This is a genomic window from Burkholderia stagnalis, from assembly GCF_039848545.1.
Classification (GTDB): Bacteria; Pseudomonadota; Gammaproteobacteria; order Burkholderiales; family Burkholderiaceae; genus Burkholderia; species Burkholderia stagnalis.
This window is the reverse complement of record NZ_CP156686.1, coordinates 1,147,353-1,162,755: the sequence shown is the minus strand read 5'-3', so window position 1 is coordinate 1,162,755 and position 15,403 is coordinate 1,147,353. Positions and strand designations below refer to the sequence as shown.

Here is a 15,403-nt window from a genome sequence, read left to right as displayed (position 1 = left end):
CGCTTCAAGTTGCGCCGTTCGGTGCCGCCCGCACGGCCGCGTGTCATTCGCTCCGCTGGCCGCTCAGCAAGTCCAGCTTCGGCAGGCTTTCCGGAGCGAGATCCCGGATGATTTCGTAGAAGTCGAGCGCGAGCAGCCGCTGCGCGCGCCGCAGCAGCAGCGGCGCGGGATGGCTCGGCTCGTGCAGCTCGAAATAGCGGCAGATCTTGTCGAGGCCGATGCGCACGTCGTCGCGGCTCGTTACTTCGGCGTCGCGCCACGCGCGGCCGTCGGCAGGCGCAGCTGGCGGTGACGGCTCCGCTTGCCCCGGCGCTGCGCCGTCCGCACCGGTTTCGGCGGGCGCCGCCGTGTCGCGCGGCGGCGGCGCGCGCTGCACGATCCGGTGCAGCGCCTTCTCGACATCGCTCGCATCGGGCGCCCATTCGCCGCCGAGCTTCTCGCTCACCTGTGCGCGAATCGATGCGAGCGCGGCCAGCGCGGCGCGCGCCGGCTGCAACGGCGGCGGCCCGTCGCCGCGCACGTCCAGGAGCGCGTCGAGCAGGCGCTCGCGGTCGCCCGGCTGGCGCTCGCCGCCGTCGTCGTGGCCGTCGAGCATGCGTTCGGCGTCGCGCACGCTCGGGCCGCCGTCGAACAGCGGCTGGCGGCGCGCCGCGCGCGCGCAGTCGTGCGCGCCGGCCACCTCGGCCAGCGCGTTGCAGCGCGGCGTCGGGTCCGGTTCGCCGTCCGCGTCGAGGCGCGGGTGCACGTCGTCCCACCAGCGGCCGAGCAGGCCCGCGACCACCGCGAGCCCGTCCGCGTAGCCGGGAATCCCGTGCAGCTCGGTCCAGCTGCGCGTCAGGTACGCGGCGACGCGCAGGTCCTTCGTGCGGCCGGACAGCGCGAGCGCCAGCCGCTCGACCGCGCGCCAGTCCGGCGCCTCGGCCGGAATCACCGTGTCGCCGTACTGCTGCTCCGGGCGCGGCGTCGCGTGTTCGCGCAGTTGCAGGAAATCCGGCTCGTACTCGAGATTCGCGCCGCACGGCGCGTCCGGCGCGACGCCGTCGAGCAGGCGGTCGATCAGCTCCGCGCGCGGCGTCGGCGCGCGCGCTTCGGTGGTGGAGGCGGCGGCAGGTGCCGGCGCGCCGAGGTCATTCGAACGCATAGTCGATGCTGATCGGCTTGCTGCCGGGGTCGATCTTCACGGTGCGCCGCAACGGCGGCAGCGTGCCGTTGCGGATCTCGATCTGGTACGTGCCGGGCGCCAGCGACACCGTGCGCAGCGGCGGGCTCGCGCCGCGCCGCACGCCGCTCACGTACACGTCGCCCCACGGCCGCACGTGGAAACGCACGGCGACGGGTTCCGGCGTATCGGGCGGGCGTTGCTCGGGTGCGGTAGCGGCGGTGGCGAAGGCGTTGGCGGAATTGCCCGCAGTGGCGACGGCGGCGTCGGGGGACGAGCCAGCCCCCGAAGGCGGAACCGCGACCACCCTTTCCGATGCATCGAGGCTCCCGGCCGGCGCGATGCTCGAACCGGGCGCGGCCGGCGACGCGCCTGCCGTGTTCTTCGCGGTCTGCTGCGGGGCGGACGGCGCCTCTGCCGTGTTCTTCGCGATCTGCTGCGGGGTGGCTGGCGCGTCTGCCGTATTCTTCGCGATCTGCTGCGGGGCAGACGGCGCGGCGGGTTCGCTCGCGGCGGTCGTCGCGACCACCTGCGCCGGCGCGGCGGCCGGCATGCTCGCGGGCGGCACGACGATCGGCGTCGGGCCGCGCTGGGCGACCGCGACCCCGGAGCCGCCGCCAGGTTCGGGCGCCGGCGCGGCGGCCTGCGGCACGCCCGCACCCGACGCCGATTCGCCCGCGTTGCGGGCCGGCTGCATCAGATAGGCCGCGCCGATGCCGATCGCCGCCAGCGCGGCAAGCGCGCCGCCGACGTACACGCCGGTGCGGTGGCCACCACGCCACGGCGGGCTCGCGGCGGCGGGCCATGTGCGGCCGGCGGCCGGTCGGGCCGAGCCGTCCGTCGGAGTCGGAGTCGGAGTCGGGGTCGACGTCTCGTCGCGGGCCGGTTTCGCGGATGGGTTCGGCGCGTCGGCAGTCGGCGGCACGCCCGGCGTCTGGGTCGCCGATTGCCGCAACGGCGCAGGCTCCGCGCGAGACGAATCGGACGCGCTGTGTTCATCGTGCGCGGGCCGAGCCTGCGTCGAAGCCGCAGGCGACGTTCCTGACGAAGCCCCCGCGTCAACCGAAGCACCTTCCGCCTTGCCATCGCCCGCGCGCTTCCCCTCCCCGCCGCCTTCGTTCCCCTGACGCCGCGCCTGCGCGCCGCCATCCTCCCGCGCCCCGGCCTCCGGCCCGTACCCCACCTGACCGAACCCGCTCAACCCCAGCTCCGCCGCAAACGCGGCGACCGATTCCGGCCGGTCGGCGATCCTGAGCTGCAACGCATGATCGACCGCCGCCAGCAACCCGGGGCTGTACAGGTCGCGCACCGGCCGCTCGCGCGCGGCGAGCGGCCGGTACGTGTCCTTGATGCTGCGCACGACCGCGGCCGGCGGCAGCTCGCCGGTGATCATCGCGTGCATCACCGCGCCGAGCGCGTAGAGGTCGGTCCACGGCCCCTGGCTGAACGCGGGGTCGTCGGTGTACTGCTCGATCGGCGCATAGCCGCGCTTGATCATCATCGCGCCGTCGTCGACGAGGTCGCCGATCCGCTTTCGCGCGGCGCCGAAGTCGAGCAGGATCGCGTTGCCGTCCGGGCGGATCAGCACGTTGTCCAGCGCGACGTCGCGATGGAAGCACTGCGCGCGATGCAGCGTGTCGAGCGCGCCGAGCAGCGCGGCGACCACGTTGCGCAACTGCGTCTCGCTCATCTGCACGCCGCCGTCGAGCAGTTGCTTCAGCGTGCGCCCTTCGTAGAACGGCATCACCATGTACGCGGTGCCGTGGCTCTCCCAGAAATGCAGGACCTTGACGAGCCCCGGATGATCGAACTGCGCGAGCAGCCGCGCCTCGTTCAGGAACGCGCCGCGGCCCGCGTCGAACGCCGGCGCGAAACGCTCCGAGCGCAGCGACACCGTGTAGTCGCCGCCGCGCGTCGCGAGCATCGACGGCATGTATTCCTTGATCGCCACCGCGCGCCGCAGCGTGCGGTCGAACGCGCGATAGACGATCCCGAAACCGCCGATCCCGAGCACCTCGTCGAGCTGCAATTCGCCGAGCCGATGCCCGAGCGGCAGCGGCCGCACCGCGATGTCGGTCGCGTCGCCGCGGCTCGCCGCGTCCTGCTCGCCGTCTCTCGAAAATGCGTCCTTCATGTCCACCTCGTCCACCTCTCGATGCCGCGCACCGCCGCCGCTACACGCCGCCGCCGAACAGCCGCAGAAACAGCGGGCCGTCCGGCGCGCCGGTGTGCGCGTGCGTGCGCAGCGGCGACCCGTCCGCGCGGTTGGTCCACCAGAAGCTCGTCGCGCCGTGCGGATCGAAATACCCGGACAGCCCCGGCCACGCGGGCGCGGCCGGTTGCTCCGACGGCGGCAGCGACGCCTGCGACACCTGCGACACCTGCGACACCTGCGCCGGCACATCGTCCAGCCCGGCGTCGCCCGGCACGAGCCGCACCTGCGCGAGCGCGGCCTCCAGATCGAGCGGCGCGCGCGCATGCCGGATCGCATCGAGCAGCGCGCTGCCGATCTGCCAGTAGAACGCGTCGGCGGCGTCCGGCAGCCCGCTCCAGTAATCGGCCGCGTGCATCGGCAGCGTGACGAGCACCGGGTAATAGCGTCCCACGCGGTCGCAGCTCGGCGCGACGCAGCCGGGCTGCACGCACGCCGCGCCGGCGCCCGCCGGGATCAGGAAATTCCACACCGGCGCGACCGTGTAGTAGCGCGCGATCTCGTCCGCGCCGCGCTGGCGCATCGCGGCCATCCCCTGCTGCAGCCAGCGCTCCCACCAGCCGGCGAGCGAGTGCGGCAAGCGGCGACTGACGAAATCGCCCGCGCCCGGAATCTTTCCGTACCAGGCCGGCGGTTCGCCGCCGAGCGTGTGCGCCGGCTGCGTGCTCATGGCTTCGGAGGGCATGCGAAGGACTCCATCTGGGCGAGCCTGAACGGGTTGCGGACACTGCCGGTGCTCACCAGCAGCACGATCGGTTTGCCGTCCACCGAAAAGCGCGCGACCATCTGCTCGGCGCCGCGCCCGGCCGACACGCCCGCGCGATCGAACAGCCGATGCAGCGCCCACGGCCCGTCGGTCGTGAAGCCGTCCGCCGCGCCCGCCTGCCCGGCGGTCTGCAAGCGCACCTGGTTGCTGCCGCGCGGGCCCGGCCACTGCACCGCGCTCGGCACGAGCGGCCCGTGCGCATAGCGGACGACCTGGCCGTCGACGTCGAGCACCATCTCGGAGATCGACGGATCCATTTCGAGCGGCTGGATCATCACCCTGAGCTGCGCGGCGCGCGCGCCGCCCGGGAAATACGCGTCGCGGATCACCGCGGCCTTCTCGAACGACGCGAGCATCGCGGCCGCCGTCGCATCCGCGTCCGCGTTGCGGTTCGCGAAGCGCCACGGATGCGCCGTCGTGTCGACGATCGGCTGCAGGTTCTTCTGGAAGAAGTCGTCCATCAGGCCGCCCGGCGCGAACAGCTGCGCGAAGTCCGCCGGCGCGACGTCGCGCGACGCGCCGCGCGCGAACGGATAGCGGCCGTCGATCGCCTGCCGGCAGAAGTCGCCGACGTTCGTGCCGGCCCGCAGCGTGACGTTGCGCTGCTCGACGGTCGCGACGCTGCCGTTCGCGACGTTCGACAGCTCGTCGAGCACTTCCCGGAACGGCGTCGGCAACCGCCCGGCCTGCGCGCGCAGCCGGGCCGGCGCATCGGACGGCGGCGGCTGCGCGCCGCTGCGCAATGCGTCGTCGGTCGCCATCAGGTACGTGTACAGCGCGTCGATCGCCTTCAGCACCGCGTCGAACGACGCGGCCTGGTCGCCGCTGCCCGGCGCGAACGCGCGCAGTGCGGCGAAATGGCCGTCGACGACCTGCTCGGGGCTCGCGGGCGCAGCAGCAGCCGCGCCGGCTTCGCCGCCCGGCTGGCCCGCGAAGATCTGCGCGAGCGAGCTGCGCGCCGCGTCGACCTTGTCCTGCGCGCGCGACGCGAGGTTGCGCGCGCCGCCCGGCGCATCGCCGAGCGCGGTGTCGCGCGCGAGCGCGACCATCAGCCGGGTCAGCGGCGAATCGGCCGACGACAGCGCGCGCGCCACCTGGATGCTCTGCGCGAGCGTCGCGGTGCGCTGCAGCCGGAGGTCGGCGAGATAGTCGTCCCAGGTCTTCAGGTAATCGTTCAGATAGAGCTGGCGGATGTCGCGCGCCCACGCGGCCGCCTCGCTCGCGCCCGGGATCTCCGACGCGCCGAGGTTCAGCACCCACACCTCCTCGCGGCCGTACGCGTCGACCGCGCCCGCGACGCGCGGCGCGAACACGTTGCGATAGCCGTTGCGCGTGTAGAGGCCCGGCACGCCTTCCGCGAGCGGCTTGCCGCTCTGGCGCCGGAACACGAGCGACGCGTCCGGGCCGACCGCGCGCGCGACGCTGAAGTCGTACGACGCGGCGTCCGCGCGCAGCGTGCGCGCGAGCTGCCGGTACAGCCGCTGCGAGAACGGCGCCTGCCGCAGCCGCTCGCGCACGTCGGCGACGAGCCGTTCGTTCATCGCGAACGGCGACACCACGACGCGGCTGCCGAACAGCGCGGCGAGATGCGCGCGCAGCGCCGTGCGCTGGGCCGCCGAGAAATCGGCCGGCAGCGCGCGTTCCATCTCCAGGTCGACGACGGCCTGCACGAACGCGGGATCGTAATGCGCGCTGTCGTACAGCATCAGGTATGCCTTCAGCGCCGCATACGCGTATTCGCTGTCCTCGGGCCGCGCGTCGCGCAGCGCCGCTTCCATCCGGCGCGCGGCGATCGGCAGCAGCACGTCGTCGAGCGCGCGCCGGTAGACGGCGTCCACCGCCTCGTCGATCTTCTCGCCCTGGAACAGGCCCCACCGATACGCGAGCGGCGGGTGCGCGAGATCGACGCCGCCCGCGTTCGCGAGGCCGCCGAGCGCATCGAGCACCGGCAGCAGCCGCGCGACGTCGGCGGCGCCCGCGAACGTCGCACCGCCGATCTGCGCGTCGACGGCCGGCACGCGCGCCGCGACCTGGTCGAGATACGCGCGGTTGTTCGAATAGCTCTTCAGCCAGGCGACCAACATCGCGATGCACAGGAACGCGAGCGCCGCGTAGCCGCCGATCTGCAGCACGCGCCGCCGCTGATGCCAGCGCAGGTTGCTGCCCGCGAGCGCCGCCTCGCGGAAGATGTGATCCTGCAGCAGCGATTTCAGGAAGAAGCTGCGGCCGGTCGCGCCCGTCTGCGCGGCCGGCGGCACGCCCTCGATCTTCAGGAAGCGCTTGATGCCGCTCATCACGCGGTCGAACGCGGTGCCTTCCTGCGTGCCGCTCGTCAGGTACACGCCGCGCAGCATCGGCATCGGCTCGAAGCTTGACACCGAGAACACCTCGGCGACGAACTGGCCGAGCAGGTCCTGCAGGTCGGCGATCTGCTGCGGCAGCAGATAGCTCATCTCGCGCTGGCGCGCGTCCGTCTGCGACGCGAGCAGCTCGGGCAGCGCGTCGTTCAGCCGCCGGTGCAGCAGCGCATACTCGCGGTCGAACGCCGCGCGCAGGTCGAAACCGGACGCCTCGCTCTGCGCGAGCGGGAACGTGAAGCCCCACACCTGCGCGCACTCCGCGCGGCCGAAGCCGCCGAAATACTCGGCGAATCCAGCGAGAAGATCGGCCTTGGTGACGAGCAGGTACACCGGAAAACGGATGCCGAGCTGCGCACGCAATTCGAGCAGGCGCTTGCGCAGCACCATCGCATGCTGCGTGCGCTCGGCCTCCGACGCGCCGAGCAGGTCCGCGACGCTGATCGTCAGCATCGCGCCGTTCAGCGGCTGGCGCGCGCGGTATTTCTTCAGCAGGTCGACGAAGCCTTTCCACTCCGCCTCGTCGAGCGCGCGATTGCCTTCGTGCGTCGTGTAGCGGCCGGCGGTGTCGATCAGCACCGCGTCGTTCGTGAACCACCAGTCGCAATGCCGCGTGCCGCCCACGCCACGGATCGCCGCGCGGCCGAACTGCTCGGCGAGCGGGAAGCTGAGCCCCGAATTGACGAGCGCCGTCGTCTTGCCCGAGCCCGGCGCGCCGATGAACACGTACCACGGCAACTGGTACAGGTACTGCCGCGACAGCCGCTCGAGCCAGCGCGACAGCCCCTTGCGCACGCCGTCGGCCTGGCCGAAGCGGACCTTCTTCAGCAGCGTCGCGGCCTCGTCGAAGCGGCTGCGCAATTCGTCGAGCTGCGCCTTCGCCGCATCGTCGGGCCCGGCGGCCGTGCGCGGCGCGGCTTCGCGCAACTGGTTCAGCAGTTGCGCGTTCAGCCGGCCGGCCCGCCAGCCGCGCCACGCGACGCGCGCGCCCCAGGCGGCGAACAGCGCGACGATCGTCAGCGCGCGCGCCCAGCCGCTTTCGAGCGGGCGGAACTCGGCGAACGCGACCAGCGGCCCCGCGAGCCACACGAAGCAGGCGAGCACGGCCAGCCCCGCGAAGGTCCAGATCTCGCGGGACGGCAACGGGCGGACGAAGCGCATCACGGCCTGGTTCATGGTCGGCGAACCTCCTGCGCGGCCGCCGCGGCGTCGCCGCCGGGCGCGGGCATCAGCGTGATCTCGACGCGGCGGTTGCGCGCGCGGTTCGCGGGCGTATCGTTCGGCGCGACCGGATCGAGCGTGCCGCGCCCCTCCGCCGCGAGCCGCTCCGGGCGGTCGAGCCGCGCCGCGAGCAGGCCGCGCACCGCTTCCGCGCGCTCGCGCGACAGGTCCCAGTTCGACGCGAAGCGGGCCGTGTGCACCGGCGTGTCGTCGGTGAAGCCGCTCACGCGGACGTTGCCGGGCACCTTGTTCAGCGCGTCCGCGACGCGCGCCAGCACCGGCGCGTAGCGGTCGATCACCGACGTCGAGCCCGACTGGAACAGGCCGTCGCCGCGCAGCACGATCACGCTGCGGTCCGCGTCGTCGCGCACCGACACGAGCCCCGCCGCGATCTCCGGCTCGAGGAACTTCGCGATGCGCGGCGCGGGCGCGGGGCGCGGCGCCGGTTGCGCGGGCTGCAGCTTCGGCAGGTGCAGCGCGTCGATCGACGCGAACAGCCGGTCGGAATGCCCGGCGAGCGCGATCCGCAGGCCCGCGAACACGCCGAAGCCGACCAGCAGCGCGAGCGCCGCGCACACCCACAGCGGCACCGTGAAGCGCCGCGTGACGTCGCGCGTGACGACGTCGCGCCAGTGCGGCGACAGCGCCGCATCGAATTCGCCGCGCACCGAGCGGATCGTCTGCGCGAGCTGGCGCCGCAGCGCGTCGAGCTGCGCATGGCCGTTGTCGAGCACGCGATAGCGGCCTTCGAAGCCGAGCGCGAGGCAGAAGTACAGCAGCTCCAGCAGGTCGAGGTGCTGGCGCGGCTGCTGCGACAGCCGCTCGAGCAGATGGAAGAACTTCTCGCCGCCCCAGGTCTCGTTGTGGAACGACACGAGCAGGCTGTGCGACGACCACACGCTGCCGCCCCATGGCGTGAGCGCGGCGGCCTCGTCGAGCGCCGTGCACAGGCAGTAGCGCGCGCCGATGATCGCCTCGGACGCGACGCCCGCCTCCTGCGCGCGCGCCTCGAACTGGCGGATCTCGACGACCAGATGCTCGCGCAGCCACGCCGGGTTCGGGTGATGGACGGTCGAGCGGATCTGCGGCACGAGGTTGAGCAGCGGGTTCGCGGCGGCGACGAGCGGGTTCGAGCCGCTCGCCGCCCAGCGGCCGGGCCGCGGCTGCGGCTGGGTCGTGGCGGGCCCGGCCGCGCCCGCCGTGGCCGCCGCGTGCATGCCGCCGGGGTTCGGCGGCACGAAGCCGCCCGCGCCGCCGGAAATCGAATCGGGAGAGGTATTCATCGCGCGCGCCCGCCGCTATCCGCGGATCGCCCAGAACTCCATCGAGAGTCCCGGGAATTCGCCGGCCAGATGCAGCGCGAGACCGCCGGAGCGCGCGAGCTGCTTCCACAGCTCGCCGCCCTTGTCGATCTCGAAGTACGCGTGGCCCGCGTGATACGGAATCTGCCGTGGCGCGACCGGCAACTGGCGCAGCGCGATGCCCGGCAGTTGCAGTTGCACGAGATCGCGGATGCGTTCGACCGGCCCGAGCTTCGCCTGCGCGGGGAACCGCTGGCGCAGGCTGTCGGCCGGCACGTCGGCGCGCACCGCGAGCACGAAGCCCGCCGTGTCGCGCAGCGACGGATCGGCGAGCGTCGCGACCCGCATCCCATTGCCGGCGTCGCGCAGCTCGATCTGGATCGCGTTCTGTTCGAGCACCGTCGACAGCGAGCGGCGCAGCTCGGCCATCAGTTCGCCGAAACTCGCGCGCAGGTCGTCGTGCCGATATATCGCGAGCGCCTGCGGGCGCCGGCCCGCCGCGGTGAACGTGCTCAGGTCGCACGCGAGCTTCAGCCAGTCGCGGAACAGCGCCTCCGGGTGCGTGGCGACGTCCTGCTGCGCATGCCAGGTGAGCGCCAGGTAGCGGTTGACGAGTTGCAGCAGCAGGAAATCCGCGACCTCCGACACGCCGCCGCGCCCCGGCTCCGACAGGCGCGCCGCGAGCGCCTCGCTGCGCTGCACGAGCAGCCCGTGCAGCTCGCGCGCGTGCCGCAGCAGCACCGGATCGCGCTGCGCGACGAGCCGCGGCGGGATATAGCCGTCATCGACGAGCAACCGCCCGTCGGTGCGTCGCTCGACGATCCGCGCGACGCCGAGCGCGTGCCAGTCGCCCGTCAGTTCCGCGTCGAGCATCAGCCGCACGTTGAGGCGGCCGGTCTGCAGCAGCGCGGGGCCGAGCGCGACCGCGTTGGCGTCGGCGATCTCGTGTTCGCGCACGACGTAGCGCGCGACGTCCGCGTCGCCGTCGCCGCCGAACGACACCTCCTCCGCGCCGCCGCGCCAGTGCGGCAGCGCGAGCACGACGAGCGCGTCCTTAGCGTCGGCGGGCACGTCGAACGGCACCGGCAATGCATCCGGATGCGACAGCTCGAACGGCGTGCCGTCGCGCATCACGCCCGACGCGGCGCGCAGCGCGACCTTGCCGAGCGCGAGCAGTTCGCGGTCGAGCGCCAGCGCGTCGAATCCCCACCAGCACCCTTGCAGCGGCAGGCAGCGCAGCGCGACGTACTGTTCCCAATGCCGTTCGAGCTGCTGGAAATGCTGCGGCCGCAGGAACATGCCTTCGGTCCACACCACGCGCTGACGCAGGGCCGCGACGGGCGTCGCGGACAACGACGGTTCGTTCATGGGCGCCCCCGCGCATCGCCGTCGAGCCCGAGGCCGCCGTTGCGCACCGCAATCGACAGTTTCAGCTCGCCCGGCGACGTCTGCCAGAACTTGTAGACATTGAGCTGCTTCGCACGCGGCAGCGGCACCGTGAGCCGCCAGCGGTTCTTCTCGAGCACGCGGTATTCGGCGACGACGCCGAGCGCGCCCGCGTCGACGTGGCCGCGATAGTGCAGCGTGCGCGCATCGCCGGGCCGCAGGATGATCCGGTCGACGCCGAGCAGGTCCGCGCCGAGCACGCTCTCCGGCTTGTCCTGCAGCGAGAAGAAGTCGGCGCTCTCGAATGCCGCGGCGGACTTGAGCTGGAACACCTTCAGCACGATCGGCGACGGCTTGCGGTTCAGGTCCGGGTTGACGTCCGGCGCGACGTCGACCGTGATCGCATACGGCACCGCGGCGGCACGCTCCGTCGCGCCGCAGCCCGGGAGCAGCAGCACGCATCCCAGCACGATGAAGCCACCGTACCGCCGTCGCATAGTCGATCCTCGCAGCGCAAACGCTCTCCCCGGTTTCCCGAAAGCGGAATCCGGATCGGCCGTTGAATCAGGGACGATTATTCATTCGGTAATGATGTAACCAACCACTCCTTTCATTTATTTTTCATCCGGCAATTTATTCGCCAAAAAGCCGGGTCGAATCACGCGTCATTTACCGATCGATTGAATTGGGTAAACAGCCAATGATTCAATGAATGCCGATTGAATTTCGCCAGGGCGCGCGCCATCCCGTCGTCCGAACGGACGGACGCAAACCGCCGCCCGCCAGCCTTGACGCCGGCGGCAGCATGCGACGCGGGTGACGTGCCAAGCTGTTCATGCCGCCGGAGTAAACGGCCCGCTTTTACGCACCGGAATGAGCGCTGCAAAACAACTGACGAAACCCAAAAGCACACCGAACTATAGGTCGATTTTCCGGATTCACAAGCGCATTCCGGGCGCGGCCCGCCATACATCGATAATTAATTGTTTCAAGTTGAAACGAAACGTAACAAGCGAAGATCGTCGGATTATTGGCACTAGAATCCAACAGCACCGCACGTCACGCATCCCATTCAACCGAATTCGTCCAATCGAGCATGAAAGGCAGATCGTCGCTGGTTGTTTTCCTCGGCGTCCTGTTGCTGGGGCTGGGCGGCTGCGGCACGCCCCCGGCCCAGTCGGCCGCGCGCGCCACGCTCGACAGCGCGCGCACGGCCTACGATATCGGCGACTACGCGCGCACGATCGCGATCCTCAACCGCGCGCACGACATCGACGGCGCCGACACCGACACGCAGGTCGCCGCGCACAAGCTGCTCGCGTTCAGCTACTGCGTGACGAACCGGGTCGCGACCTGCCGCGCCGAGTTCGTGAAGATCCTCGCGCTCAATCCGCGTTTCGACCTGTCCCCCGCCGAGAAGGGGCATCCGATCTGGGGGCCCGCGTTCGAGGCCGCGCGCCGCAAGCATGCATCGTCATCCTGAACGAACCGGTTTCCCAGCGAACGCACCATCCAAATCGAGCGACGCATGACATGCAATTGATCGTGATCGAACATGCCGGCGAACCGGTCGGCAACGGCCATTTCGACGCCGTGGTGTTTCACCCGCCGGGCGGCACCATCGGCCGCGACAGCGACAATCACCTCGTGCTGCGCGACGACTCCCGGCAGGTTTCGCGCCTGCAGGCGCTGCTGCAGGTCGGCGACGATGCGTGCCTGCTGAAGAACCTGAGCAGCGTATCGACCATCGAGGTGAACCGCGAACCGATCGGGTATGCGCAGGAACGGCCGTTGCGGGACGGCGACATCGTCCGGATCGGCCCGTACGTGCTGCGCGCGGAACGCGAGGCGGCCGCGCGGCCGACCGTCGACATGCCGGCCGGGCCGCACGCCGACCCGAAAGGTGCGGGCAACCGCCTGTGGGGCCTGCTGCAGGACCGCTTCGCGCGCGGCAAGGCGCCTGGCGATGCCGCGCCGCGTGGCACGCGCGCTGCTGCCGGCGCCGAACGGCCCGCGGGCCGCGCCAACGCGCCGCAACACGTGCCCGCGCCGCACGACCTGCATCACCTGTCGACCGATCCGCTCGACCTGTTCGCGCAACCGTCGAGCGACGCGCCCTCGCCGGCCGACGCCGGCCACGACACCGCACGCGATTCGGCCCCGCCCGCCTTCGCGCACGTCACGCAGGCCGACCACGCGCCCGAATGGACGCAGCACATGCGCGTGCAACCGGCATCGACGCGCCCAGACGACGACGCATCGCGCACGGCGGATGCGCCACCCGCCGCGCACGCGCCGCAATCCGCGGCGCCCGATGAACTGTTGCGTGCATTCTTCGAAGGCGCGGGACTCGACGCCGCCGCCGAACCGCACGAATGGTCGGCCGAGCAGCTATTCATCGCCGGCCAGTTGCTCGCGCTGTTCGCGAACGGCACGGTGGAACTGCTGTCGTCGCGCAGCATCCTGAAGCGCGAGGTGAAGGCGCACATGACGATGCTGCTCGACCGCGAGAACAATCCGCTGAAACTGCTGCCGGACGGCGGCGCGGTGTTGCGGCAGATGTTCGGGCTGCCGCTGCCGGGCTTCATGTCGCCGCAGAGCGCGGTGAGCGATGCGTTCCAGGATCTGCACGCGCACCAGATCGGCATGGTCGCCGGCATGCGCGCCGCGCTGATGGACCTGCTCACGCGCTTCTCGCCGCAGCGCCTGCGCGAACGCGACGACGCGCCGCCGTGGTACGCGAAGCGCGTGCCGGTGCTGTACAAGGCGCGGCTGTGGGATCGCTACGCGGCGACGCATCGCGACACGGTGTTCGCGATCGAAGACGATTTCGCATCGGTGTTCGGCAAGGCGTTCCTCGCCGCCTACGACGCGGAAGTGGAAAGTTATCGCGGGCGCAGCCGGCATTGAGCGGCCGCGCGGCGCATGCGCGTCCTGTCACATGCCGACGGTATGCTGGACGTCATGCATCGACTCATGTGAATGATTGCCCCATTCAGGAGCCCATTGGACATGGCGGGAAAAAAACGAATGCATGCCGTGCTGCTCGCCGCAGCGCTCGCGACGATCATGCCCGCGAGCCATGCGGCGCCCAACACCACCGACTGGATCGCGAACACCTACGGCACGCTCGACGCGCACGTCGGCAACACCGCGCGTTCGATGTGGGTCGCGCCCGAAGGCGTGATCTATACGGCGTCGATGTGGGATGAATACGAGGGCGGCGTCGCGATCTACCAGAACCGCAAGAGCCTCGGCTCGATCGGCACGCATGCGGAATTCCAGGGCAGCGCGATCACGGGCAACGCCGCGTCGATCTTCGTCGCGCTGCAAGCCGGCAACGGCTACGGCACCGGCGCGGTGGGACGCTACAACCGCGCCACCAGGGCGCGCGACCTGCTCATTCAGGTCAGCGCGTCGACCAACCAGCCGCGGGTGGACGTCGTCACCGGGCTCGCCACGGCAGGCGCGTTGCTCTACGCGAGCGATTTCTACGGCAACCGCGTGCGGGTCTTCACCACCGCCGGCGTATGGCAGCGGGACCTTGGCGTGTCGAGCCCCGGCGCGCTCGCCGTGGACGGCGCAGGCAACGTGTGGGTCGCGCAGAAAAGCGCGGGCACGATCGTCGGCTTCGGCCCGTCCGGCACGCCGCTGAACACGATCCGGATGCCCGCCGGGTCGCGGCCGTCGGCGCTCTATTTCGATGCGTCGTCGCAGCAGTTGCTGGTTGGCGACGAAGGCCCCGACATGAACATCAAGCGCTACACGGTGTCGGGCACGCCGGCGCTGGCCGGCACCTTCGGCGTACGGGGCGGTTATCTCGACGCCACGACGGGCATCAAAGGCCAGGTCGGCGCGCAGCGCTTCACCCGCGTCGCCGGCATCGGCAAGGACACGGCCGGCAACCTCTATGTGCTCAACAATCCGTGGGGCGGCAGCTGGGATCTCGGCCGCAACGGCGCCACCGACATTCATGCGTACAACAGCGCCGGCAACCTGCAGTGGACGCTGCAGTCGCTCAACTTCGAGGGCATCGCCGCGCCGGACCCGGTCACGGACGGCGCGCTGTTCTATGGCGGCACGCACATCTACGGCGGCACCGCGGGCGGCACCTTCGTCGCGAACATCGTCGACCCGTTCACGTACCCGTCGGACCCGCGCATCGACATGAACGACGTGCAGCGCGACGAGCATTTCGGGCTGCTCACGTCGGTCGGCGCGCACCGGATTCTCGTGGCGGCCGGCCAGAACCCGCCGATCTACTACTTTTTCCATTTCAACGCGGCGAACGGCTACATCGCCATTCCGGATGCGTCGATTCCGGGGCCCGCGTTCAATACGAACCTGCGCGTCTCGAGCGGATTCAGCCTCGACAGCAAGGGGGACGTTTGGGCCGGCCTCGACAAGACCGGTTCGATCTATCACTACCCGTTGGCCGGTTTCGACGCGAACGGCAAGCCGTCATGGGGGCCTGGCGTGCCGACGCCCGTTCCCGCGAGCGTCCAGCCGCTGACGCGCATCATCTACCTCGCGGACACCGACACGATGGTGCTCGGCCAGGGCATCGTCGGCGGCAACGACTGGACGGCGATCGGCACGCGGATCGAGGTGTATCACGGCTGGCGCGCGGGCAACACCACCGCGCCCGATCCGGTGATCACGCTGCCCGCGACCGGCGCGAAGTCGATCGACGCGGCCGGCAACCATCTGTTCGTCGGCTACTGGTTCGGCGGCAACGTGCCCGCCCGGCCGAACGTCGACGCATTCAACCTCACCACCGGCAACCTCGACGCCACGCTGGTCAACACCAGCAGCAGCACCGTGGATACCAGCAGCGCGATCGATGCGATGTACAGCATCCGGGCCTACCGCCGGTCGACGGGCGAGTACGTGGTGACGAAGAACCACGTGAAGGGCAACAGCATCAACGTTTATCGCTGGACGCCGTGAACGATGGGTCGAAATACGAGAAGCGTGAAAAGCCCGATATCGCTTGCTGCC

10 protein-coding genes are annotated in these 15,403 nt (G+C 71.0%); 3 read left to right on the top strand and 7 right to left on the bottom strand.

Annotated features, from left to right (window positions below; all coding sequences use genetic code 11):
- Positions 1 to 43 precede the first annotated feature (43 nt).
- Genes tssA through tssJ form a run of 7 tightly spaced genes read right to left on the bottom strand, consistent with a single transcriptional unit; the run spans position 44 to position 10,899 of the window.
- Positions 44 to 1,141, bottom strand: a complete 1,098-nt coding sequence (gene tssA, locus ABFO07_RS21955) for a type VI secretion system protein TssA (protein WP_155632979.1) — start codon at positions 1,139 to 1,141, stop codon at positions 44 to 46.
- Complete coding sequence (locus ABFO07_RS21950; protein WP_347469562.1) at positions 1,128 to 3,293, bottom strand: serine/threonine protein kinase; 2,166 nt, start codon at positions 3,291 to 3,293, stop codon at positions 1,128 to 1,130. Before ABFO07_RS21950 ends, tssA begins: the two co-directional genes overlap by 14 nt.
- A 40-nt stretch (positions 3,294 to 3,333) precedes the next feature.
- A complete protein-coding gene (tagF, locus tag ABFO07_RS21945) occupies positions 3,334 to 4,056 on the bottom strand; it encodes a type VI secretion system-associated protein TagF (protein WP_430733077.1) in 723 nt (240 codons plus the stop codon).
- Positions 4,038 to 7,670 (bottom strand): type VI secretion system membrane subunit TssM, encoded by a 3,633-nt coding sequence (gene tssM / locus ABFO07_RS21940; protein WP_347469561.1) that lies wholly within the window; start codon positions 7,668 to 7,670, stop codon positions 4,038 to 4,040. Before tssM ends, tagF begins: the two co-directional genes overlap by 19 nt.
- The gene (locus ABFO07_RS21935; protein ID WP_059805305.1) at positions 7,667 to 8,998 is read right to left on the bottom strand and encodes a DotU family type VI secretion system protein; all 1,332 of its coding nucleotides are present in this window, start codon (positions 8,996 to 8,998) and stop codon (positions 7,667 to 7,669) included. The genes tssM and ABFO07_RS21935 overlap by 4 nt, the downstream gene beginning before the upstream one ends.
- A 15-nt stretch (positions 8,999 to 9,013) precedes the next feature.
- Positions 9,014 to 10,384 carry a type VI secretion system baseplate subunit TssK gene (gene tssK, locus ABFO07_RS21930; protein ID WP_059805301.1) on the bottom strand — a complete coding sequence of 457 codons (1,371 nt, stop codon included), beginning with the start codon at positions 10,382 to 10,384 and terminating at the stop codon, positions 9,014 to 9,016.
- The gene (gene tssJ / locus ABFO07_RS21925; RefSeq protein WP_059564041.1) at positions 10,381 to 10,899 is read right to left on the bottom strand and encodes a type VI secretion system lipoprotein TssJ; all 519 of its coding nucleotides are present in this window, start codon (positions 10,897 to 10,899) and stop codon (positions 10,381 to 10,383) included. Before tssJ ends, tssK begins: the two co-directional genes overlap by 4 nt.
- A gap of 599 nt (positions 10,900 to 11,498) precedes the next feature.
- Between tssJ and ABFO07_RS21920 the strand changes: the two genes are divergently transcribed.
- The 3 genes from ABFO07_RS21920 to ABFO07_RS21910 all read left to right on the top strand — a co-directional run bounded on the left by ABFO07_RS21920 (position 11,499) and on the right by ABFO07_RS21910 (position 15,352).
- Positions 11,499 to 11,885: a TssQ family T6SS-associated lipoprotein gene (locus tag ABFO07_RS21920; RefSeq protein ID WP_060028632.1), complete on the top strand. Its 387-nt coding sequence runs from the start codon at positions 11,499 to 11,501 to the stop codon at positions 11,883 to 11,885.
- A gap of 50 nt (positions 11,886 to 11,935) precedes the next feature.
- Positions 11,936 to 13,312 carry a type VI secretion system-associated FHA domain protein TagH gene (tagH, locus tag ABFO07_RS21915; RefSeq protein WP_059805292.1) on the top strand — a complete coding sequence of 459 codons (1,377 nt, stop codon included), beginning with the start codon at positions 11,936 to 11,938 and terminating at the stop codon, positions 13,310 to 13,312.
- A gap of 102 nt (positions 13,313 to 13,414) precedes the next feature.
- Entirely contained in the window at positions 13,415 to 15,352 is a 1,938-nt protein-coding gene (locus ABFO07_RS21910; protein ID WP_347469560.1) for an SMP-30/gluconolactonase/LRE family protein, read from the top strand.
- Positions 15,353 to 15,403 lie beyond the last annotated feature (51 nt).